The sequence below is a fragment of the Pseudomonas imperatae genome (genome assembly GCF_057128625.1).
The window spans coordinates 22,387-44,766 of the sequence record NZ_JBSKHP010000033.1; the positions used below are offsets into that span (position 1 = coordinate 22,387).

The window sequence follows — 22,380 nt, forward strand, 5'->3', positions numbered from 1 at the left end:
GGATATTTTCAGCGCACTCCAGGCCCAGCGCTGCCTTCGGCAGCGGCTACGCGACTTGCGGCGCCGCCGAATGCGCGTTCACTGCACGGAATCGATACGCCACCGCCAGCACCGCCAGCCACACCGGCATCAAATACACCGACAGGCGCATGCCCGGGGTCAGCCACATCACCACCACCACGCCGGCCAGGAACGCCAGGGTCAGGCAGTTGCTCAGTGGGTAGCCCCAGCTGGGGTACAGGCTGGCGAGGCCCTCGCGCAGGCGCTGGCGCTTGAATTTCAGGTGGGTGACGCTGATCACCACCCAGTTCAGCACCAGCGCCGACACCACCAGGGCCATCAGCAGGCCGAATGCGTCACCCGGCATCAGGTAGTTGATCACCACGCAGGCGCCGGTGGCCAGCGCCGACACCCCCAGCGCCACCACCGGCACGCCCCGGCGGTTGGTGCGCAGCACCGCGGCCGGGGCATTGCCCTGGCGCGCCAGGCCGAACAGCATGCGGCTGTTGCTGAACACGCAGCTGTTGTACACCGACAGCGCGGCGGTGAGCACCACGGCGTTGAGCACCGAGGCGATGACGTTGCTGTCCAGCGCATGGAAAATCAGCACGAAGGGGCAGCCCCCAGTCACCACGTGCTGCCACGGGTACAGCGACAGCAGCACCGCCAGGGCACCGATGTAGAACAGCAGGATGCGCCAGATCACCTGGTTGGTGGCCTTGGGAATGCTGCGCTGCGGGTCGTCGGCCTCGGCGGCGGTGATGCCCACCAGTTCCAGGCCGCCGAAGGAAAACATGATCACCGCCATGGCCATGGCCAGCCCCGTCCAACCGTGGGGCAGGAAGCCGCCCTGGGCCCACAGGTTGCTGACCCCGGCCTGCGGGCCGCCGGTGCCGGTAGCCAGCAGCCAGCCGCCGAAGGCGATCATGCTGACCACCGCCACCACCTTGATCAGTGCGAACCAGAACTCCACCTCGCCGTAGCATTTCACGTGGGTAAGGTTGACCAGGTTGATCAGCACGAAGCACACCGCCGCCGACGCCCAGGTGGGAATCGCCGGCCACCAGTACTGCACGTACAGGCCCACGGCGGTCAACTCGGCCATGCCCACCAGCACGTACAGCACCCAGTAGTTCCAGCCCGACATGAAGCCGGCGAACGGGCTCCAGTAGCGGTGGGCGAAGTGGCTGAAGGTGCCGCTGACCGGTTCCTCCACCACCATCTCGCCCAGCTGGCGCATGATCATGAAGGCCACCACGCCGGCGATGGCATAGCCCAGGATGGCGGCGGGGCCGGCCATGTTGATGGTCTGGGCGATGCCCAGGAACAGCCCGGTGCCGATCGAGCCGCCCAGGGCGATCAGCTGGATGTGGCGGTTTTTCAAACCCCGGTGCAACGCAGGGGTGGGTGCTTGACTCATGGCGATGTCCTGATCAATGGGAGGCGGGCATTGGCCGATGCCCTGCGTGACGTCTTGGCAAGGCTCGTTTGCAAATCAGGTGCCAGTTGCTGGTAACCTGCCCGGCCACCCCATGCGCAACGGAGCCCGGCATGTCCGCCATCGACGATTTCGACCTGAAGATCCTGACCCTTCTGCAAGGCAATGGCCGCCTGACCAACCAGGACCTCAGCGAGCTGGTGGGGCTGTCGGCGTCCCAGTGTTCGCGCAGGCGCATCAGCCTGGAACAGGCCGGGTTGATCCTGGGCTACCACGCGCGGCTGGCGCCCCAGGCCATGAACACGCAGATGGTGGCCATGGTCGAGGTGCGCCTGGTCAGCCACAGCCCGGCGCAGTCCCAGGCGTTCGAAGCGTTCGTGCAGGATGAAAGCGCGATCATCGACACCTACAAGACCACGGGAGACGCCGACTACACGCTGAAGGTGGCAGTGGCCGACCTGGGTGAATTGAACGCGTTGATGGGGCGCCTGGCCGACAGCGGCAGCATCGGCCACATGAAGACGGCGGTGGTGTTGCAGCGCATCAAGGAAGCGGGGATTGCGGCGCTGTAAAGCGCACCGCAAATGGGCTTCAGGGCGTTTTTCTGCACCTGCTTAGTGCATTAGATGTGATGTATATGCGTGATGTGTGCATGAGGCGATTTTTAAATACACATTAATTTTGTTTTTTGCTAATTTCGCGCTCGATTCGGTCATGGTGTGCTTTGCGGCCCGCCAGCCCCCCATGAATTTTTTCAGTCGAGTGCAGCATGAATACAGCCACCGCCCCTGCGTGCCCCCATAGCCGAGTCGAGGATTGCCTGGCCCTGCTGGTGGGCACGGTGATGATCTCCTTCGGCCTGCTGCTGTTGCGCACGGGCGGCATCATGACCGGCGGCATGGCCGGCGTGGCGCTGCTGCTGCATTACGCGTTCGGCTATGCGTTCGGCCTGAGTTACTTCCTGCTCAACCTGCCGTTTTTCTATCTGGCCGTGCGGCGCATGGGCTGGGCGTTCAGCCTCAAGACCTTCCTGTGCATCGGCCTGGTGTCGGTGTTCTCCGACCACCTGCACGGGCTGATCGCCCTGGCGCAGATCCAACCGCTGTACGCGGCAGTGATGGGTAACATCATTCTCGGCACGGGCTTCTTGATCCTGTTCCGCCACCGTGCCAGCCTTGGCGGTTTCAACATTCTGGCGCTGTACCTGCAGCAGCGCCTGGGCTGGCGTGCCGGCTGGCTGCAGATGGGCACCGACGTGCTGGTGCTGTCGCTGTCGCTGACCACGGTATCGCCAGTAGTGCTGGCGGTGTCGGTGGTGGGCGTGGTGGTGCTCAACCTGATCGTGGCCCTCAACCATCGCGCCGGTCGCTACCTGGCCTGACCTGTCATTTTCTGCTTGGAGCTCAACATGCTTGAACACGTCCGTCCCTACGCCGGTGACCCCATCCTGTCGCTGATGGAGGCCTACCAGGCCGACCCGCGTGCCAACAAGGTCAACCTCAGCATCGGCCTGTATTACGACGCCCAGGGCCGCATCCCGCAGTTGCCGTCGGTGGCCGAGGCCCAGCGCCGCTGGCTGGCCAGCGAGCAGGGGCCGTCGCTGTACCTGCCCATGGACGGCCTGGCCGACTACTGCCAGCAGGTGCAGCACCTGCTGTTCGGCGAACAGGCCGCGGTGCTGGCCGAGGGTCGCGTGGCGACCATCCAGACCGTGGGCGGCTCAGGTGCGCTGAAGGTCGGTGCCGACTTCCTGCGCCAGTGGTTCCCGGACGCCCAGGTGTGGGTGAGCAACCCCACCTGGGAAAACCACCACGCGCTGTTCGGCGGCGCGGGTTTCACCGTCAACACCTACCCGTACTTCGACGCCGCCACCGGTGGCGTCGATTTCGCCGCCATGTGTGCAACCCTGGCCGAGCTGCCGGCGCGCAGCATCGTGCTGCTGCACCCATGCTGCCACAACCCCACGGGCGCCGACCTGACCCCGGGGCAGTGGGATGAAGTGGTGAAGATTCTTGCCGAGCGCCAGTTGATCGCCTTCCTCGACACCGCCTACCAGGGCCTGGGCGAGGGCATGCAGCAGGACGCCTACGCCATTCGTGCCATGGCCGACGCCGGCCTGACGCTGGTGGTGAGCAACTCGTTCTCGAAGATTTTCTCGCTGTACGGCGAGCGCGTCGGCGGGCTGTCGGTGGTGTGCGCCGATGCTGCCACCGCCGCCAACGTCCAGGGCCAGTTGAAGGCCACGGTGCGCCGCAACTATTCCAGCCCGCCCAGCCATGGCGCGCGCCTGGTGGCCGGCGTGCTGGGCGACGCGCAACTGCGCGCCCAGTGGTTGACCGAAGTGGAGCAGATGCGCGTGCGCATCAAGGCCATGCGCACCCAGCTGGCGTCGCTGCTGCGCGACGAATGCCCGGACGGCCGCCATGACTACCTGCTGCGCCAGCAGGGCATGTTCAGCTACACCGGCCTGAGCGCCGAACAGGTACGCCGCCTGCGTGAAGATTCGGGCATCTACCTGGTGGACAGCGGCCGCCTGTGCCTGGCCGGGCTCAACGAACACAACGTCGCCGCCGTGGCCCAGGCCATCGCCCACCTGGGCTGACCGAACGCGGCCTGTGGGAGCTGGCTTGCCAGCGAGCTGTTGGGGCCATAAAAGCTCGCTGGCAAGCCAGCTCCCACAACACAGTTGCTGCTACAGGTTTTCGCGGGTAATGATCTGCAACGGCACGAACACCCGCTGGGTGGCCGCGTCGAACGCCGGTTGCGCCTGCAAGCCCAGCAGCACCTCGATCAAGGCCCCGGCGATGGCCTGCACCTGGGAGTCGATCACCAGGCTCAGCACGCCATCCGCCAGGGCCTGGCGCGACAGCGCGGTGGACTCCGGGACTATGCTGCACAACCCCGGCCCCGGCGGCCGCAGGCGCAGCGCGCTGATCACGCCGTCGCCACCGCCGCCCACCACGCACAGCCCACGCAGGTCCGGGTGGCGGGCCAGCAGCTCCAGGCTTGCCTCCTCGGTCAGGCGGTCGTCATCCAGGTTGATTACCGCGTCCAGCAGGCGCAGCCCCGGCGCGTGCTCGTTCAGGTACGCACGCAGGGCGTCGACCCGCGCCTGGTGCCCCAGGAACCGATAACCCCCCAACAGCACCGCCACGCTGCCCTGCGCCGCGCCGCACAGGTGCGCCAGCAGCCAACCCATGGTGCGGCCCACCTGGCGGTTGTCCTGGCCCACGTACGGCATCTGCCCCTGGATATCGACGTCTGACAGCAAGGCCACCACCGGCACCCCGGCCGCACGTATCTGCTCGATGCAGGCGTTGATGCGCGGGTCGGTGAAACTTACCACCGCCAGGGCATCGCATTGCACCGCTAGTTGCTCGATCTGCTCGATGATGGCCGCCGGGCTGCGGTCCACCACGTACTCGAACTGGCAGCTGAGGTTGGCGCTGGCGTGGCGGCGGGCGCTGTGTTCGATGGCTGCCGCCAGTTGCCCGTAGAACGCCTGGGCGGTGGCCAGCAGCAGAATGCCGAAACGGTAGGTGGGGCGCCGCTCGTGCAAGCGCTGGCCAATCAGCCGGGCGGCGAAGTAACCCACCGCCTCGGCGGCGTGGAACACCCGCTCGGCGGTGTCGCGGGTGACCGGTGCGCGGGCGTTCAGCACCCGGTCGACGGTGGCCACGCTGAGCCCGGCCTGGGCCGCGACGGTGGCGATGGTGGGGCGTTTGTTATTGGTCATGACGGCCCTTGTGCATGCCTTGAGAGAAAACTATCAAGCGTCCATGCCTTGCGATGATAGCTTGAGAGTGAATGTCTTCAAGGCATTGAGGGGGCAGGGGGGCCTCCCTATATTTTCCGCAAGCGCGCCATTCGGGCCGCCCACTCATACGCCTGCGGAGAACAACAAGATGAGCGACCCCAGTGCAGCCTATGCCCGCCGTGCGCCTGCCGCGCGCCGCGATTACCGTTTGACCGGCCATGACGCCCAACGCGCGGTGGACCTGGGCCTGGCCTCGGCCACCTGGTACCAGTCACCCATTGCGCGCAAACAGCTCAAGGCGCTTATGCAGCGCCGCAACGGCCCGGCCCTGCGCGACACCGGCCTGTGGCTGCTGGCGCTGCTGGTGACCGGCGCCGCTGGCTGCTGGTTGTGGGGCAGCTGGGCCTGCGTGCCGTTTTTCTTCGCCTACGGCGTGCTCTACGGCAGCGCCGCCAACGCCCGCTGGCACGAGGCCGGGCACGGCACGGCGTTCCGCACCCGCTGGCTGAACGACACGGTCTACCACCTGGCCAGCTTCATGATCCTGTTCGAACCCCAGGTGTGGCGCTGGAGCCATGCCCGGCACCACACCGACACCATCATCGTCGGCCGCGACCCGGAGATCGTCGAGCCGCGCCCGCCCAGCTTCTTCAAGATGGCCCTGAGCCTGTTCAGCCTGCCCCACGTCTACAAGACCCTGGGCGCCATGCTGCGGCATGCCGGTGGCAGCCTGGACGCCCAGGAACAGACCTTCATTCCCGCCTCCGAATGGCCGAAGGTGGTGTGGACCGCGCGCATCTGGCTGACGATCCTGGCCTGCACCCTGGCCGCCGCGCTGCTGTGGCACAGCTGGCTGCCGCTGATGCTCATCGGCCTGCCGACGCTGTACGGCGGCTGGCTCAACTATGTGTTCGGCGTGTCCCAGCACGTGGGCCTGGCCGAAGATGTGCTGGACCATCGCTACAACTGCCGCACCATCTACATGGGCCCGCTGCTGCGCTTCCTGTACCTGAACATGAACTACCACCTGGAGCACCACATGTTCCCGATGGTGCCGTACCACGCGCTGCCGCAGCTGCATGAAGCCATCCGCCACGACTGCCCGCCGCCGTACCGCAACCTGCTGGCGGCCTACCGCGAGATTCTGCCGACCCTGTGGCGCCAGCGCCGCGACCCCACCTGGCATGTGCGCCGCCCCGTGCCCGCTGCCAGCGCCGAACGCCAGGAGTGCCCAGCATGAGCGAACAATGGATTGATGTGTGCGCCATCGACGACATCGACGCCGAAGACGTCATGCGCTTCGACCACCAGCAGCACAGCTACGCGGTGTACCGCTCGGCCGCCAGTGAGTTCTTCGCCACCGACGGCCGCTGCACCCACGAAGCCATTCACCTGGCCGACGGCCTGGTGCTGGACCATGTGATCGAGTGCCCCAAGCACAACGGCCGCTTTGACTACCGCACCGGCAAGGCCCTGGGCGCGCCGGTGTGCGTCAACCTCAAGACCTACCCGGTGCGCGTCGAAGGCGGCCGCGTGCTGCTGGCGGTGCAGCCATGAACGCCGCGCCACTGATCATCGTCGGCGCCGGCCATGCCGGTGGCCGCGCGGCGCTGACCCTGCGCGAGCAGGGCTATGACGGCGAGCTGCTGTTGATCGGCGATGAGGCTCACGCGCCGTACGAGCGGCCGCCGTTGTCCAAGGGCGTGCTGCAGGGGACCGCCGAGCTGGGCGGCTACTCCTTGAGCGGCGCCGATGAGTTGGCGCGGCTGGGCATCGAACATGTCGCCGGCCAGGGCGTGCAGCACCTCGACGTCGGCACGCGGCAGGTGCAGTTGAACGATGGCCGCCGGCTGCCCTACAGCGGCCTGCTGCTGGCCACCGGCGGCAGCGCCCGGCGCCTCCCGGGAATGGCCACTGGCTGGACGAACGTGCGCTACCTGCGCACCCATGACGAAGCCCTGGCCCTGCGCGCCAGTTTGCGCGGCGGCGTGCGGCTGGTGGTGGTCGGCGGTGGCTTCATCGGCCTGGAGGTGGCGGCCAGCGCCCGGGCCCTGGGCTGCGCAGTGACGCTGCTGGAGGCCGGCCCGCGGCTGGCTGGGCGCGTGTTGCCGGCGGAGGTATCCATGGCGCTGTTGACGCTGCACCGCGAGCAGGGCGTGGACGTGCGACTGAACGCGCGCATCGAGGCATTCGAAGGCGCCCGTGAGGTGACTTGCGTGCGTCTGGACGATGGCTCGCGCATCCTCTGCGACAGCGTGGTGGTGGGCATCGGCATGCAGCCCAACGTCGGCCTGGCGCAGGCGGCGGGACTGGCGGTGGGGCAGGGCATTCGCGTCGACGCCTGCCTGCGCGCCAGTGCGCCGGACGTGTTCGTGGCTGGCGATGTCTGCGAGTTTCGCCTGCATCCCGAAGGGCCGTACCAGCGCCAGGAGACCTGGCGCAACGCCGAGGCCCAGGGCCGCCATGCCGCGCTCAACCTGCTGGGCGCCGGCTTGCCGTTCCAGCAGGTGCCGGGTTTCTGGTCCGATCAGTACGACCATGGGTTGCAGACCGTCGGCCAGCTGGGCGACGGCCCTGCGTCGGCGCGGCGGGCTCTGGCCGGTGGCTTCCTGCTGTTCTACCTCGACAACCAGCAACGCCTGCAAGGCGCCTGCGGCTGGGGCGTGGGCAACAGCGTGGCCAAGGACATCAAGCTGTGCGAACGCCTGATCACGGCCGGCCAGCCCCTGGCCGCCAGCCAGTTGGCCGACCCCGGCGTGGCCCTGAAAACCTTGCTGAGGAACTGACCATGTCACGTCTGCTGGTGTTTCAATCGTTGTGGGCCATGCTCGACCATCAGGGGCGGGCGACCCTGCCCCTGGAGGCGCAGTTGGAGCAGATCGCCGCCGCCGGGTTCGACGGCGTCACTGATCATTACTGGCAGCCCGCCCAGGCCAGGCGCCTGAGCCAGGTGGCGGGCAGCCTGGGCCTGGCCATCGAAGGGCAGGTGTTCCCGCGCACCGTTGACGACTTGGCGGCAGCGCTAGACGTGGCCAGCCAGCATGGCTGCCATCACCTGACGGTGCAGGCCGACGTGCGTGCCGGGTCGCTGGGGCAGGTGCTGCCGCTGCTCCAAGGCTGGCAGCGGCTGATCGAACAGGTGGATTTCCCGGTGCTGGTGGAGACCCATCGCTACCGGGTCACCAATGACTTGCCGTTCACACTGCAGTTGCTGGCGGAGCTGCCGGAACTCAAACTGCTGGCTGACCTGTCTCATTACGTGGTGGGCCGCGAGCTGCCCGAAGCGGCTTGCGCCGAGGACGACGAGGCAATCCATCAGGTGCTGCGCCGCAGCTGGGGCTTCCATGGCCGCGTGGCCAGCAGCGAACAGGTGCAGGTGGGGCTGGCGTTTCCCCAGCACCAGGCCTGGGTGCAGCGCTTCCTGGGGTGGTGGCAGTGGGGGATGCGCGACTGGCTGGCGCGCCCGGGCACCGACCGGGCCAGCCTGTCGTTCACCTGCGAACTGGGGCCGCCGCCCTACGCCATCACCGACGCCCATGGCCTGGAGCTGACCGACCGCTGGCAGGAGGCGCTGTACCTCAAGCAGCTGATTCGCGACCTGTGGTGTCAGGCCTGTCGCTGACGTACAGGCTTACATAGTCCGTAGCAGCGGCCGCAGGCCGCGTCCCAGGCGCCGCGGTCGCGGGCAAGCCCTGAAAAATCGTTTAAGCTTCGATACACATGCACGCATCCAAGGTCTGGTTTTGAAAGGTTTGCCGTTCACCCTGTGTCTCCTTTGCATGGCCCGCTGCAGCACCCTGGTGCAGGCCGCCGAAGCCGCGCCGCTGAGCCTGAAAAGCTCCGGCGCAGTCACCGGCCTGGCGGTGCGCATCGTCGAGGATGACAGCTATTCCGTCCGCATCGATTACTTCTACCCCGCCACCGATGCCGCCGCCCGCAAGGCGCTGTGGCAAGGCGTGGGCGGCGCCTGGCAGGACCCTGCCGGCCAGCTCCACGAGCAGGGCGCGCCGTTCAACGTGTTCCTGCGCATCTACGACATCGACGCCGCCGTGGTGGTGCAGGACCGGCGCATCAGCCACCCCACCGTGTCGTCGTGGGGCAGCGGCGTGTTGCATGCCGAGTTGAGCGAGGTGCGGTTGCGGCCGGGGCACTACCAGATCACCATCGAGCGGCGCGGCAGTGCCGAGCCGATCGACGATTATCGTGCCGGGGTCAGCGTGGTCAGGGCCTACTGAACCTGCGGCCACGGGGTTTGCGCTAGAATGCCCCGGTGCCTCATCACCTGCCCGAGAACCGCATGCCAACCCCAGTCCAACGCCCGTTGTGGAAGACCTACCTGGCCTTCCTGGCCCCCATGGTCCTGTCCAATTTCCTGCAGTCCATGTCCGGTACCCTCAACAGCATCTACATCGGCCAGATGCTCGGTACCCAGGCGCTGGCGGCGGTGTCGGGGATGTTCCCCATCGTGTTCTTCTTCATTGCCCTGGTGATTGGCCTGGGCGCGGGCGCCGGGGTGCTGATCGGCCAGGCCTGGGGGGCGCGCGAGCCGCACATGGTCAAGCAGATCGCCGGTGCCACGCTGCTGCTGGGTGCGCTGATCGGCCTGGTGGCGGCGGTGTTCGGCAGCGTCTTCGCGCGCCAGGCGCTGCAAGGCCTGGGCACGCCAGTGGACGTGCTGGATGACGCCGTCGCCTATGCGCGAGTGATGATGTGGATCATGCCGGTGCTGCTGGTGTTCGTGCTGTTCACCCAGCTGCTGCGCGGGGTCAGCGATACGCTGTCGCCACTGCTGGCGCTGCTGGTGTCCACCGCGGTGGGCCTGACCCTGACCCCGGCGCTGATCCGCGGCTGGCTGGGCCTGCCGCAGATGGGTATCCAGAGCGCGGCGCTGGCGGGCCTGGCCGGCAACGTTGCCGCCATCGCCCTGCTGGCCTGGCGCCTGAACCGCCAGGGCCACGTGCTGGCGCCGGACCGGGCGTTTTTCAAGGCCCTGCGCCTGGACCGCTGGATTCTCGCCAAGGTACTGCGCATTGGCTTGCCCACGGGCTTGCAGATGGTGGTCATCTCGCTGTCGGAGTTGGTCATCCTGTCGCTGGTCAACGGCTACGGCTCCAAGGCCACGGCGGCCTACGGCGCGGTCACGCAGATCGTCAACTACGTGCAGTTCCCGGCGCTGTCCATCGCCATCACCGCGTCCATTCTCGGCGCCCAAGCCATCGGCGCCGGCCGCCTGGAGCGCATGGGCCCGATCCTGCGCACCGGCCTGCTGATCAACCTGTGGCTCACCGGCGGCCTGGTGGTGCTGGGTTACCTGCTGTCGCACTGGCTGCTGGGCCTGTTCATCACCGACGCCAGCACCCTGGCCCAGGCCGAGCACCTGCTGCACATCATGCTCTGGAGCATGCTGGTGTTCGGCTTCCAGGCCCTGGTGGGCGGCATCATGCGCGCCAGCGGCACGGTGCTGGTGCCGGTGCTGATCTCGATCTTCTGCATCCTGGGGGTGGAGCTGCCGGCGGCCTGGCTGCTGAACGCGCACTTTGGCCTGGAAGGGGTGTGGATGGCGTTCCCGGTGACCTACCTGGCGATGCTGGCGCTGCAGGTCGCGTACTACAAGGGCGTGTGGCAGCACCGCACGATCGAGCGGTTGGTGTAGCAGCAACTGTTTTGTGGGAGCTGGCTTGCCAGCGAGCTTTTATGGCCCTGACAGCTCGCTGGCAAGCCAGCTCCCACAGGATGTAGCAGCTGCCGCAGGCTGCGTCCGAGGCCCAACAGCGTATTGGGGGTTGACACGCCCACCCTGGCAAAAACTCCCCTCCGGCACTTGTCCCCGAAAATCGTGGGTATCTCTGTGGATAACTTTGCCAAAGCCAGTCAGCACAGGAGGTTGGCGGCACTGGCCAAGAAATGATCAATCGGGTGGGTGAACGCTTCGAAGGCACGCAGCGGCACTGGGGTCAAGCTGTAAGCACCTGTTTCACGCGGATTTAATGGCGCATTTACGTTACGAATCTTGTCGTATTTCCGACGCCTCAAGCGCTGGCGATCAGGCCTCTTATCCACAGCTGCAAGCGATCCCAGCATTGCCCCAGCCAGCTGCCGGCAGGCACGGCCTGCAGGGCCACCAGCGGTTGGCTGCTGAGCAGCAGGTCGCCGTCGTACAGGCTGAGCGCGCCCACCGGGCTGCCGGCCGCCAAAGGCGCCTTCAGTGGTTCATGCAGGTCGAGTTGGGTGCGCGTATGGCGCTGCTGGTTGACCGGCAAGGTCAGCACCACGTCCTTTGCCAGGCCTACGCTGACGCTGGCCTGGCTGCCCAGCCATACCTTCGGGGTCGCCAGCGGCTGGCCAGCGGTGGCGTAGGTCTGGGTGTCGAAGAAGCGGAAGCCGTAGCCCATGAGTTTGGCGCTGGCCTCGGCCCGCGCCCGTTCGCTGGGGGCGCCGAACACCACGCTGATCAGGCGGCGGCCGTTGCGCACCGCCGAGGTCACCATGCAGTAGCCGGCGGCTTCGGTGTGGCCGGTCTTCAGGCCGTCGTAGCTGGGGTCGCGCCACAGCAGCAGGTTGCGGTTGGCCTGGCGGATGCCGTTCCAGGTCAGGTATTTGTGCGCGTACAGCTCGTAATAGCCGGATTCGTCGTCAATGATCGCCCGCGCCAGGATGGCCATGTCGTGGGCCGAGGAATAGTGGTCGGGCAGCGGCAGGCCGGTGGGGTTGGCGAAGTGGCTGTTGTGCATGCCCAGCTTGGCCGCGGCGGCGTTCATCAGCGGCACGAAGCTGTCGGTGCTGCCGGCGATGTGCTCGGCCACGGCGACGCTGGCGTCGTTGCCCGAATCGATGATGATGCCGCGCAGCAGGTCGTGGGCGCTGACCTGGCTGCCGGGGTCGAGGAACATCCGCGAGCCGCCGGTGCGCCAGGCGTTTTCGCTGATCTGCACCAGGTCTTCGGGCTTCAGCCGCCCGGCCTGCATTTCGCGGGTGGCCAGGTAGGCGGTCATCAGCTTGGTCAGGCTGGCGGGCGGCAGGCGTTCATCGCCGGCGTGCTCGGCAATCAGGGTGCCGGTGCGCGCGTCCATCAGCACCCAGGCCTTGGCGTCCAGGCTCGGCGGGCGCGGCACCAGCGGCGCGGCGGGTGCGGGCTGGGCGAACACGGCGTAGGGGCAGGTGAGCAGGATCAGCACGATCAGGGTGCGCAGGAGCAGGCGTTTCACGGCGGCGGGGCCTCGGTGGGGAAGGGGGCCGAGACTGTGGCGGTGGGTGCCTGGGGGCTCAACTTAACCTGGGTTAAGTAAACTTAATGAAAGGGGGGTTGAGCGCGGACGCAGCCTTCGGCAGCTGCTACGGGGAGGGGCGCCGTTTGCATCGCGATCGACAAGGTACACGCGCACCCGTAGCAGCGGCCGCAGGCCGCGTCAGGTCGCACAATGAATGCTGACCTGCGCGCCGCCGCCTTCCGCGCTGCCGATGTGCAAGGTGTAGCCATGCAGCCGCACGATCGCCGCCACCAGCGACAGCCCCAGGCCATGCCCCGGCTGCGCGTCGGCGCTGGGCCCGCGGTAGAGGCGGCGGATGACCTGGCTGCGTTCCACGGGGGCGATGCCGGGGCCGGTGTCGAGGATGTCCAGGGTCATCTGCCGGCCCTGGCAACGTGCGCGCAACACGATGGCGCCGCCCACCGGGGTGAATTTGATGGCGTTGTCCAGCAGGTTCACCAGCGCCTCGAACAGCAGCGCCACGTCGCCCATCAGCGTCGGCAGCGGGCCCTGGATGTCCAGGGTCAGGGTCTGCTGGCGCTCCAGGGCCAGGGGCTCGTAGAACTCGTGGGCCTGCTGCAGCAACTCCACCGGCGAGTAGGGCTGGAAGGCGCCGCGCCGGCGCGTGTCCTCCAGCTCGGCCACGCGCAGCAGGCCCTGGAAGCGCACCATGATCGACTCGCTTTCGGCCAGCGCCTGTTCCAGGGTGGCGCGCTGGGGCGCGTCCAGCGGCATCTGGTCCAGCTGGTGCAGGCGCGCACGCAGGCGCGTCAGCGGCGTGCGCAGGTCATGGGCGATGCCGTCGCACACGCCTTTCACTTCCAGCATCAGCTGCTCGATGTGGTCGAGCATGGTGTTCACCGCGCTGGCCAGCATGTCCAGTTCGTCGCGCCGGGGCGACAGCGGCAGGCGGTCGGCGAGGTTGCCCGAGACCACGCTTTCAGTGCTGCGCTGCAAGCCCTGCACGCGCTTGAGCGGGCGCCGGCGCAGCAGGCGCCAGCCGATCAGGCCGGGGATCAGCGTCAGCGACAGCCCCCAGGCCAGGGCCTGCTGGATGATCCCGCCCACCGCCGACACCGAGCCGCCGTCGCGGGCCAGCACCAGCATGCGCCCGTCGCCGCGGTGCACCAGCAGCGCGTAGCTGCTGCGCGGTTCCTCGCTGGCCTGGGCCACGCTCAGGCCTTTCTGCAGGTAGTGCACCTGGCCGTCGTCGGGCAGGCTGGCGCGCAGTTTCAGCAGGTCGCCGGCCAGGTGTTGGCCCTGGGCGTCGAACAGGCCGTAGGCGTCGATGTTGGGGGTGGAGTAGGCCTCGCTGGCGGCCAGTTCGCCCAGCAGGTTGTCATCGTCAACCTTGGCGTAGTAGTGCGCGCGCTGCATCAGCGTGCGCTCGGCGATGCTGCCCAGGTACTGCGAGATCTGCCAGTACAGCACGCCGGTGAACAGCGCGCCCCAGGCCACGAAGAACAGCGCGTAGAAGCCGATCAGGCGGCTGCTGGACGAGCCCCAGGGTTCAAGCGCGGGGCGCGAGGACATAGCCGGTACCCCTGACGGTCTGGATAATGGGCGAGTGCTCGCCCTCGATTTTCTTGCGCAGGCGGCCCAGGTGCACGTCGATGATGTTGGTGCCGGGATCGAAGTGGTAGCCCCACACCTCCTGGAACAGCATGGTCCGCGTCACCAGCTGGCCGGCGTTGCGCATCAGGTAGTTGAGAATCTTGAACTCGGTGGGCAGCAGGGCGATGTGCTCGTCGCCGCGGTTGAGGCGGTGCTCCACCAGGTCCAGGCACAGGTCGCCGACCTGCAGGCGCGGGTGGCTGGCGCCGTTCGCCGGGCGGCGCAACAGCACCTCCAGGCGCGCGACCATTTCCACCGGCGAGAACGGCTTGGTCAGGTAGTCGTCGCCGCCCGAGCGCAGGCCGCGCACGCGCTCGTCCACGTCCGACAGGGCGCTGATCATCAGCACCGGCGTGTGAATGTCCAGGCTGCGCAGGGTGCTGACGATGGTCAGGCCGTCGAAGTCAGGCAGCATGCGGTCCAGGGTGATGGCGTCGTGGCCGCCGGCAATCGCCCGGGCCAGGCCTTCGCGGCCGTTGGCGCACCATTCCACGGTAAAGCCGTGCAGGCTCAGTTCGGTCATGATGACGTGGGCGGTCACTTCGTCGTCTTCGATGACCAGGGCGCTGCTCATGGGGGAATCCTCTGTTGCTCCGCGATTTTTCGGGGTGGCCATTGTAAAGGCTTGGCTACCCTAGGGAGACCGCGCGTCGGGCTCTATTAAATTTTAATTTAATCGACTTAATTCAGTTGCTTGCACGCGCAGGAGTTTAATGGGCTACCCCCGTGAACCGAGGTTGTCCGCTGCCGTGAACCGTCGCAATTTTCTCGGCCTGATCAGCGCCGTGTCCCTGATGTCGCCCGCCTGGCTGCTGGCCGCGCCGTTGCCGGGTGTCAGCCATTGCCAGGTCAGCCAGCATGGCGGCGTGACCAGCCTGGTGCTGGACCTGGCCGGCAAGGTGCAGTACCAGGTGTTTACCCTCAGCGCGCCTGACCGCGTGGTGATCGACCTGCACGGGGTGGCCGCGCACCTGCCGCCGGCGGCGTTGAACTTCGCCGGCACGCCGGTGCAGGGCCTGCGCAGCGGCCCGACCAAGACTGGCATGCGCCTGGTGCTGGACATGCATCAACCTGCCCACGCCCAGGCGCGGCTGGTGCCGCTGGCCGGTGGGCATCAGCGCCTGGTGGTGGATTTGCCGGTGGGCAAGGCCGCTGCCGCGCTGGCGCGCCACGTGCCGCGCCAGCGCCCGGCGATCATCGCTATCGACGCCGGCCACGGCGGCAAGGACCCCGGCGCCGTCAGCGGCACCAGGCATTACGAGAAGACCGTGGTGCTGGGCATCGCCAGCCTGTTGCACCAGCAGCTGGCCAAGGACCCGCGCTTCACCCCGACCATGAGCCGCGACAGCGATTTCTTCGTGCCGCTGCACCAGCGCGTGCTGCTGGCCCACCAGCGCCGCGCCGACATGCTGGTGTCGCTGCACGCCGACGCGGCCCCGTCACGCTCGGCGCGCGGCGCCTCGGTGTACGTGCTGTCGTCCCACGGCGCCACCTCGGCCATGGCCCGCTACATCGCAGAAAGCGAGAACAGCTCCGACGCCTACGCCGGGGTGTTCGACAAAAGCCTGAGCAACGACGACCCCATGGTCTCCAAGGTGCTGGTGGACATGTCGATGAACGCCACCATCGCCTCCAGCCTCGACCTGGGCCGCACGGTGCTGGGGCACTTCAAGCAGGTCACCAACATCCACCAGCAGCGCGTGGAACAGGCCGGCTTCGCAGTGCTGAAGTCGCCGGACATCCCGTCGATCCTGGTGGAGCATGGCTTCATGAGCAACCCCTACGACTGCGGGCGGCTGATCGACCACCGCCACCAGGTGGAACTGGCGCAGGCGCTGCATGCGTCGATTGGCGATTATTTCCGCAAATACCCGGTGCACGTCGCGTAGCAGCAACTGTCTTGTGGGAGCTGGCTTGCCAGCGAGCTTTGTATGGCCCCAACAGCTCGCTGGCAAGCCAGCTCCCACAGTGTGTATCCCGACGACGTAACAGCAACTGTCTTGAAATGGCGTCGTCTGCATCGCGACTAAAGTCGGCTCCTACCGCGTTCGTGGTAGGAGCCGGCCTTGGCCGCGATGCAGGCGACGCAATCTAAGCGGTATGCGCATCCGCGTAGCAGCTGCCGCAGGCTGCGTCTTGCATGCGCGGTGCATCAGGCTCACCGCAAAGCCCATGACGCGGCCTGTGGCCGCTGCTACGGGTTGTTGATCAGATGTGGAACCAGGCCAGCCCACCCAGCACCAGGCTCAGGGCGGCGGCACCCAGGGACATTTTCTCCAGCCATTCCTTGCGCGTGAGCAAGGTCATGGCCGCCAGCGAGATCGCGATCTGGATCGCCATCATCGCCTGGGCCCAGCGGTGGTGCTGGTGCAGGATGGTCTCGGACTTCACGTCCCACTCGGCCGCTTCCTTCTCCATGGCCTCGGCCTTCTGCCGCGCCTCTTCCTTCTGCTGCTTGTAGCGCGCGACCTCGGCCTGGTAGTGGGCCACGTCCATGCCCGGGATGTGGCTGGCCAGGTCGGCGAGGTTCTGGCGGCTGGACTTGGCCTGGTAGTAGTTCCACTGGTTGGCGGCTTCGGTCTTCTTGATGGCGGCGTTGTTCTTGTTCATCGCCGCCTCGCTCTCGGTGGAGCCGGCCTGGTAGCTGAGCAGCGCGCCGATGGTGGCCATGACTGCCGTCATCACCGCGATCTTGCTGGCGAAGCTGTCGCCACGGTGGTGGGCGTGCTCGACGTGTTCTTCATGGGGGGAGGGGACTTCGAACGACTCGGACATGGTGCTCGGGCTGCCTTGGGGGGTGGAAACGCGGGCGCGAATATAGGGTAAAACCCTGCGCCCGCCTAGCGGCCCAAAGGCCGCACCCCGCAAGTTTCATGCGGCCCGCGTTACGGCAGGTGCGCGCGGTCCTGCTCGCCGCTGTCGGACTCGAACAGGGTCGCCAATTCGCCCCGCGCTTCCTGGGCGGTCTGCATCACCTTGGCCGCGTCGTCGCGCACCAGGTACTGGGCGGCCAGCACCTGTTCGTCGTGCTGCTTGAAGCGCTGGATCCGCCAGTCGGCCTGCTCCTGGGTCAGGCCCAGGCCCACCAGCGTGCGGCGGCTCATCTCCAGGCTCGAGTAGTAGGTTTCGCGGATGGCCACGGCACCGGCGTCCACCAGCCGGTGCACGTGCTGGCGGTTGCGGGCCCGGGCGATGATCTTGATGTGCGGGTACAGGCGGTGCACAAGCTCGGCGGTCTTGATGTTGGTCTCGGGGTCATCGGTGGCGATGATGAAGTACTCGGCCTCGCCCACCTTGGCCGCGCTGAGGATCTCGGGGCGCAGCGGGTCGCCGTAGAACACCGGCACGTTGCCGAAGCTGCGGGTCAGCTCGATGGTGTCCACCGAGGTGTCCAGGGCCACGAACGAGACGTTCTGCGCGCGCAGGATACGCGAGACGATCTGGCCCATGCGGCCCATGCCGGCGATGACCACGCGCGGCGCGTCGGCGTCGATGGCCTTGAGGTGCTCGGGCACCGGCTTGACCGGCTTGGGCTGCGCCTTGATATAGCGCGCGCAGGCCAGCAGCAACAGCGGCGTCACCGCCATCGACAGGGTGATGGTCAGCAGCAGGGTGTCGAACAGGTGCTGGTCGAACAGGCCCTCGTCCTTGCCGATCTTGAACACCACGAAGGCAAACTCGCCGCCGGCCGCCAGCACCACGCCCAGGCGCACCGCGCCGAGCTTGCTCAGGCCCCCGGCCAGGCGACCGATGAACAGCAGCAGCGGCAGCTTGATGGCGATCAACAGCAGCATCAGGCCCAGCACCGTGGCGGGCGCATCCAGCAGCAACTGCAGGTTGGCGCCCATGCCCACGCTGATGAAGAACAGCCCCAGCAGCAGGCCCTTGAAGGGCTCGATCTGCGATTCCAACTCATGGCGGTATTCCGAATCCGCCAGCAGCAGGCCAGCCAGGAACGCGCCCAGGGCCATGGACACGCCGGCCAGGTCCATCAGCCACGCCGTGCCGATCACCACCAGCAGCGCGGTGGCGGTGGACACCTCCGGCAGGCCGGTGCGGGCCACGGCGCGGAACACCGGGCGCAGCAGGTAGCGCCCGCCGATCACCACCACGGCGATGCTGCCCAGCACCCGCAGGCCATGGTTGAGGCTATCGCCTGGCGCCGTGTCATGGTCGCCGGTGGCCAGCAGTGGCACCAGGGCGATCAACGGAATGGCGGCGATGTCCTGGAACAGCAAAATGGCAAATGCCAGCCGCCCGTGGGGGCTGTTCAGCTGCTTGCTTTCCGCCAGGCTCTGCAGCCCGAACGCCGTGGACGACAGCGCCAGGCCCAGCCCCAGCACCACCGCCGTGGGCAGCGGCTGGCCAAAGCCCAGCATCGCCACGCCGCCAATCACCGCACCGGTCAGCAGCACCTGGGCCAGGCCCACGCCGAACACCGACTTGCGCATCACCCACAGCCGCCGCGGCGACAGTTCCAGGCCGATGATGAACAACAGCAGTACCACGCCCAGCTCTGAAATATGCGAGACGCTCTGCGGGTTGCCGATCAGGCCCAGCACCTGCGGGCCGATGATCACCCCCGCGAACAGATACCCCAGCACCGCGCCCAGTTGCAGGCGCTTGGCCAGCGGCACGGTGATGACGGCGGCGAACAGAAAGACCACGGCGGCTTGAAGCAGGCTCCCTTCTTGGGGCATTGGGTTACTCCTGGGATGGTGAGGCGAGGGGGTAGTTTACCGGTTGTGTACCAAATCGTACGTATTTGCCTCGCGATAGCTGGGGATCATCTGTAGGACGAGGACTACATCTTTGTCAGATCGGTCGGGCGGTACCTCGAGATGAGCCCTGCATCTTGCCCCGCTCAGGGTCAGTACCATGGACCTTTCTTCAGCAAAGATGCATGCAATGACCACCATAAAGCTCAAAAACGAAACCACAGGGCAGTACAAGGAGGCTCCGGTAGGATTTTCCTGGACGACCTTTTTCTTCGGCTTTTTCCCGGCGCTATTCAGGGGCGATTGGAAGCACGCGCTGATCATGTTCGTCTTCGCCATTCCCACCATGGGCATCATCAACCTGGTGTATTGCTTCAAGTACAACAAGTTTTACGTGCATGACCTGGTAGGCAAAGGGTTCAAGGCCGTGATGACCAAGGAAGAGGCCGAATTCATGTCGGCGCGGGTGGGGGTGCCGTTGCCTATCCTGCAACCGAAGGAAACCAGCCATCAGTGAATTGAGCGAGGATAACTAACAATGTTGCAGATTCCACGGGACTCTGTGTTTCCGCAGCTGGCAGCCTTGGCTCGGATACCTCCTGGGAAAGTCCCTCCCGCAGACCTTTGCAACTTGGCGAGGGCGTTATGGTACGGTGCCGACGTTTCAGTTTCGGGTATAAACCAAAGCATTAACCAGGTATTGGGGGATCTGCAATGTCAGCGACAAGCTCTCTACCTGCTAGACGTGTTAAGTCGGTTCTCTTGTATGGGTGAGGAGCGTGCCGCGACGTTGAGGGGGATTGTCGCGTCAGGCGCTTCGCTTAAACCGAGATGCCCTTGCGCAAACGCGGCAAGGCGCGTTGCTCGCTACGAGCTTGATCCGAAGGCACACGCCTGGGGACTGGAAGAGGATATCTGCCGACAAATGCAATATGTCCTGCCATTCCAGACCCGTCACTACGCAGCCTCCCAGCGTATGACGCAGGGCTCGATAGCACCTCGCTGCCTGGTCTAGCCCTTAACTCTGCCCCACCACATGCGCCACCCCCTGCGCCCGCACATAAACCCGGCTGCCTACCCCCGGCACCTCCACCCCGGCGCTGCGCAGCCGCAATGGGGTTGCCTGGGCTGAATCCAACTGCACCGTCAACGTCCAGCTGTTGCCGATGAAGTCGGTCTCGCTGACCACCCCGCGCACCGCGCCAGGCGCTTCGTCGCACAGGTGCAGTTGCTCCGGCCGCAGCATGACCTGGGCGCTGCCGTGCAAACTGGGGTCACGCACTGGCAGGCTGCCTAGCGCGCAGGTGGCGTGGCCGTGGGCGAGTTGGGCGGGGAGCAGCACGGCGTCGCCGAGGAACAGCGCGGTCTGGGCGTCGGTGGGGTGGCGGTAGAGTTCCAGCGGTGGGCCGGCCTGTACCAGGCGGCCCTGGCGCATCACGGCCAGCTGGTCGGCGAACGACAGCGCTTCGCCCTGGTCGTGGGTGACCAGCACGGTGGTGATGCCGGCCTCGCTCAGCAGTTGCGCCACGGCCTTGCGCATGGAGGCGCGCAGGCCGGTGTCCAGCGCCGAGAAGGGTTCGTCCAGCAGCATCAGCCGCGGGCGCTGGGCCAGGGCGCGGGCCAGGGCCACCCGCTGCTGCTGACCGCCGGACAGCTCGTGGGGCCAGCTGTGCAACAGGCGCCGGTCCAGGGCCACGCGCTCCAGCAGCGCCTCGACCTGGGCGCGCTTGGCGGCGGCGCTGCCGGGCAGGCCGAAGCCGATGTTGGCGGCCACGTCCAGGTGCGGGAACAGCGCGCCGTCCTGGGGGACGTAGCCGATCTGGCGTTGGTGCGCGGGCACTTCGCGGCCGCCGTCGGCCAGCGGCTGGCCGCCCAAGGCGATGCTGCCCTGGTCGGGGAATTCGAAGCCGGCGATCAGCCGCAACAGGGTGGTCTTGCCCGAGCCGGATGGCCCGACAATGGCGGTGCGGCTGCCGCTGGGGACGCTGAGGCTGACGTCGTCGAGGGCGGTGAAGGCGCCGAAACGCTTGTGCAGGTGGTGCAGTTCGAGGGCGCTCATCGGCCGGCGGTCCGTTTTGATTGTTGATAGAGGAGGGCGGTCAGCGGCAGCGACAGCACAATCATGATCAGCGCATAGGGCGCCGCAGCGGCGTAGTCGATCTCGCTGCTCATGGCCCAGAAGCCGGTGGCCAGGGTGCGCGTGCCGCTGGGCGCCAGCAGCAGGGTGGCGGTGAGCTCGTTGCAGATGGCCAGGAACACCAGCGCCGCACCCGCCGCTGCGCCCGGTGCGGCCAGGCGCAGGGTGACGCGCCACAACGCCTGGCCCGGTGAACGGCCGAGGCTGCGGGCGATGTTCTCCAGCTCCACCGGCGCCTGGGCGATGCCGGCGCGCAGGCTGACCAGGGCCCGTGGCAGGAACATCAGCACGTAGGCCAGCAGCACGGTGAACAGGGTCTGGTACAGCGGCGGTGCCAGGTGAATGGTCAGGGTCACCAGTGCCAGGGCGACGACAATGCCCGGCAGCGAGCTGGACAGGTAGTTGCCGCCTTCCAGCAGCCGTTGCAGGCGGCTGGGTGCGCGCACCGACAGCCACGCCGCCGGTATCGCCGCCAGGGTGGTCAGCAGGGCGCCGGCGCTGGCCAGTAGCAGGGTCTGCCACAAGGCGGTCCACAGTTCGTCGTTGCGCCACACCTCCAGGCCGCCGGCCAGCAGCCAGCGGCCCAGGGTCAGTAGCGGCACGCCCAGGGTCAGCGCGCAGGTCGCCAGCATCAGGCCCAGGCCCAGCGCGGTGTCGCGCCGGTTCAGGTGCCAGCCGGGCAGCACGCGCGGGCTGCCGGAGCCCACCCGCGCATAGCGGGCATGACCACGGCTGGCGGCCTCGACCGTCAGCAGCAACAGGCAGCACAGCGCCAGCACGCCGGCCATCATGTTGGCGGCCGGGCCGTTGAACGAGGACTGGAACTGGTCGTAGATGGCGGTGGTGAAGGTGTCGAAACGAATCAGGGCGTACAGCCCGAACTCGGCCAGCAGGTGCAGGCCTACCAGCAACGTGCCGCCGCTGATGGCCAGGCGCAGTTGCGGCAGCACCACGCGAAAGAACACTGCCCAGGGTTTGAGCCCCAGGGACTGGCCGACGTCTTCAAGGGCCGGGTCCAGGCGGCGCAGGGTGGCGGCCACGGGCAGGTACAGGAAGGGGAAATAGGCGATCACCGAGATCAGCACCGCCGCCGGTAAACCGTGCAAACCGGGCGCCACACTGACCCAGGCGTAGCTGTGCACGAACGCCGGGATGGCCAGGGGCGCGGTGGCCAGCAATGCCCACAGCCGCCGCCCGGGTAGCCGCGTGCGTTCGGTGAGCCAGGCCAGGGACACACCCAGCAGCACGCACAGCGGCAAGGTCAGCAGGGTCAGCGCCAGGGTGTTGAGCAGCAACTGCGCCATGCGCGGGCGCAGCACCAGGGCGGCAATGTTCTGCCAGCCTTGTTGCACGGCCACGCCGACGATGAAGCCCAGGGGCAGCAGCGCCAGCAGCGACAGGCCAAGGGCGGCGCCCACCAGCCAGGCGTTGCGCCGCCGCTGGCGGCGGCGCAGGGGCAAGCTGGCCGC

Annotated in this window: 20 protein-coding genes; 11 read left to right on the forward strand and 9 right to left on the reverse strand. The window is 67.2% G+C overall.

The window, feature by feature from the left end; genetic code table 11:
- Positions 1 to 46: 46 nt before the first annotated feature.
- The gene (locus tag ACWKWX_RS28800) at positions 47 to 1,420 is read right to left on the reverse strand and encodes an amino acid permease (RefSeq protein WP_483829528.1); all 1,374 of its coding nucleotides are present in this window, start codon (positions 1,418 to 1,420) and stop codon (positions 47 to 49) included.
- A gap of 131 nt (positions 1,421 to 1,551) precedes the next feature.
- Here ACWKWX_RS28800 and ACWKWX_RS28805 point away from each other — a divergent pair, with 131 nt between their 5' ends.
- The 3 genes from ACWKWX_RS28805 (at position 1,552) to ACWKWX_RS28815 (ending at position 4,040) form a co-directional block, all read left to right on the forward strand.
- Complete coding sequence (locus tag ACWKWX_RS28805) at positions 1,552 to 2,010, forward strand: Lrp/AsnC family transcriptional regulator (protein WP_416425550.1); 459 nt, start codon at positions 1,552 to 1,554, stop codon at positions 2,008 to 2,010.
- Positions 2,011 to 2,207: 197 nt separating this feature from the next.
- On the forward strand, positions 2,208 to 2,819 hold the full coding sequence (locus ACWKWX_RS28810) for a YitT family protein (protein WP_416425549.1): 612 nt from the start codon (positions 2,208 to 2,210) through the stop codon (positions 2,817 to 2,819).
- 27 nt (positions 2,820 to 2,846) lie between these two features.
- On the forward strand, positions 2,847 to 4,040 hold the full coding sequence (locus tag ACWKWX_RS28815) for an amino acid aminotransferase (protein WP_483829529.1): 1,194 nt from the start codon (positions 2,847 to 2,849) through the stop codon (positions 4,038 to 4,040).
- A 90-nt stretch (positions 4,041 to 4,130) separates the two neighbouring features.
- Here the strand turns inward: ACWKWX_RS28815 and ACWKWX_RS28820 are convergent, their stop codons facing one another.
- On the reverse strand, positions 4,131 to 5,174 hold the full coding sequence (locus ACWKWX_RS28820) for a LacI family DNA-binding transcriptional regulator (protein ID WP_416425547.1): 1,044 nt from the start codon (positions 5,172 to 5,174) through the stop codon (positions 4,131 to 4,133).
- A 169-nt stretch (positions 5,175 to 5,343) separates the two neighbouring features.
- On the opposite strand from ACWKWX_RS28820, the gene ACWKWX_RS28825 reads away from it, so the two are divergent.
- From ACWKWX_RS28825 to ACWKWX_RS28850, 6 genes are all read left to right on the forward strand, one after another.
- Positions 5,344 to 6,435, forward strand: a complete 1,092-nt coding sequence (locus ACWKWX_RS28825; RefSeq protein ID WP_483829530.1) for a fatty acid desaturase family protein — start codon at positions 5,344 to 5,346, stop codon at positions 6,433 to 6,435.
- Positions 6,432 to 6,752 carry a MocE family 2Fe-2S type ferredoxin gene (locus tag ACWKWX_RS28830; RefSeq protein ID WP_416425545.1) on the forward strand — a complete coding sequence of 107 codons (321 nt, stop codon included), beginning with the start codon at positions 6,432 to 6,434 and terminating at the stop codon, positions 6,750 to 6,752. The genes ACWKWX_RS28825 and ACWKWX_RS28830 overlap by 4 nt, the downstream gene beginning before the upstream one ends.
- Positions 6,749 to 7,981 (forward strand): NAD(P)/FAD-dependent oxidoreductase, encoded by a 1,233-nt coding sequence (locus ACWKWX_RS28835; protein ID WP_483829531.1) that lies wholly within the window; start codon positions 6,749 to 6,751, stop codon positions 7,979 to 7,981. The genes ACWKWX_RS28830 and ACWKWX_RS28835 overlap by 4 nt, the downstream gene beginning before the upstream one ends.
- Positions 7,982 to 7,983: 2 nt before the next feature.
- Positions 7,984 to 8,817 carry a sugar phosphate isomerase/epimerase family protein gene (locus ACWKWX_RS28840; protein WP_483829532.1) on the forward strand — a complete coding sequence of 278 codons (834 nt, stop codon included), beginning with the start codon at positions 7,984 to 7,986 and terminating at the stop codon, positions 8,815 to 8,817.
- Between the two features lie 157 nt (positions 8,818 to 8,974).
- Positions 8,975 to 9,430, forward strand: a complete 456-nt coding sequence (locus ACWKWX_RS28845; RefSeq protein WP_473003494.1) for a DUF5625 family protein — start codon at positions 8,975 to 8,977, stop codon at positions 9,428 to 9,430.
- Between the two features lie 62 nt (positions 9,431 to 9,492).
- On the forward strand, positions 9,493 to 10,848 hold the full coding sequence (locus ACWKWX_RS28850) for an MATE family efflux transporter (RefSeq protein WP_483829533.1): 1,356 nt from the start codon (positions 9,493 to 9,495) through the stop codon (positions 10,846 to 10,848).
- Positions 10,849 to 11,224: 376 nt separating this feature from the next.
- On the opposite strand, the gene ACWKWX_RS28855 is transcribed toward ACWKWX_RS28850, so the two are convergent.
- From ACWKWX_RS28855 to ACWKWX_RS28865, 3 genes are all read right to left on the reverse strand, one after another.
- The gene (locus tag ACWKWX_RS28855) at positions 11,225 to 12,400 is read right to left on the reverse strand and encodes a D-alanyl-D-alanine carboxypeptidase family protein (RefSeq protein ID WP_483829534.1); all 1,176 of its coding nucleotides are present in this window, start codon (positions 12,398 to 12,400) and stop codon (positions 11,225 to 11,227) included.
- A 201-nt stretch (positions 12,401 to 12,601) separates the two neighbouring features.
- Positions 12,602 to 13,975 (reverse strand): sensor histidine kinase, encoded by a 1,374-nt coding sequence (locus tag ACWKWX_RS28860; protein ID WP_483829535.1) that lies wholly within the window; start codon positions 13,973 to 13,975, stop codon positions 12,602 to 12,604.
- The gene (locus tag ACWKWX_RS28865) at positions 13,953 to 14,630 is read right to left on the reverse strand and encodes a response regulator transcription factor (RefSeq protein ID WP_416425538.1); all 678 of its coding nucleotides are present in this window, start codon (positions 14,628 to 14,630) and stop codon (positions 13,953 to 13,955) included. Before ACWKWX_RS28865 ends, ACWKWX_RS28860 begins: the two co-directional genes overlap by 23 nt.
- A 175-nt stretch (positions 14,631 to 14,805) precedes the next feature.
- Here ACWKWX_RS28865 and ACWKWX_RS28870 point away from each other — a divergent pair, with 175 nt between their 5' ends.
- Positions 14,806 to 15,945, forward strand: coding sequence for an N-acetylmuramoyl-L-alanine amidase (locus ACWKWX_RS28870; protein ID WP_416425537.1), 1,140 nt, complete (start codon positions 14,806 to 14,808; stop codon positions 15,943 to 15,945).
- A gap of 319 nt (positions 15,946 to 16,264) precedes the next feature.
- Here the strand turns inward: ACWKWX_RS28870 and ACWKWX_RS28875 are convergent, their stop codons facing one another.
- A complete protein-coding gene (locus tag ACWKWX_RS28875; protein ID WP_416425536.1) occupies positions 16,265 to 16,831 on the reverse strand; it encodes a DUF4337 domain-containing protein in 567 nt (188 codons plus the stop codon).
- A 110-nt stretch (positions 16,832 to 16,941) separates the two neighbouring features.
- The gene (locus ACWKWX_RS28880; RefSeq protein ID WP_483829536.1) at positions 16,942 to 18,756 is read right to left on the reverse strand and encodes a monovalent cation:proton antiporter-2 (CPA2) family protein; all 1,815 of its coding nucleotides are present in this window, start codon (positions 18,754 to 18,756) and stop codon (positions 16,942 to 16,944) included.
- 178 nt (positions 18,757 to 18,934) lie between these two features.
- Here ACWKWX_RS28880 and ACWKWX_RS28885 point away from each other — a divergent pair, with 178 nt between their 5' ends.
- Complete coding sequence (locus ACWKWX_RS28885; protein WP_483829537.1) at positions 18,935 to 19,291, forward strand: hypothetical protein; 357 nt, start codon at positions 18,935 to 18,937, stop codon at positions 19,289 to 19,291.
- 501 nt (positions 19,292 to 19,792) lie between these two features.
- Here ACWKWX_RS28885 and ACWKWX_RS28890 read toward each other — a convergent pair.
- Together ACWKWX_RS28890 and ACWKWX_RS28895 are read right to left on the reverse strand one after the other, a co-directional pair.
- Positions 19,793 to 20,833 carry an ABC transporter ATP-binding protein gene (locus ACWKWX_RS28890; protein WP_483829538.1) on the reverse strand — a complete coding sequence of 347 codons (1,041 nt, stop codon included), beginning with the start codon at positions 20,831 to 20,833 and terminating at the stop codon, positions 19,793 to 19,795.
- Positions 20,830 to 22,371 (reverse strand): ABC transporter permease, encoded by a 1,542-nt coding sequence (locus ACWKWX_RS28895; protein WP_483829539.1) that lies wholly within the window; start codon positions 22,369 to 22,371, stop codon positions 20,830 to 20,832. The genes ACWKWX_RS28890 and ACWKWX_RS28895 overlap by 4 nt, the downstream gene beginning before the upstream one ends.
- Positions 22,372 to 22,380 lie beyond the last annotated feature (9 nt).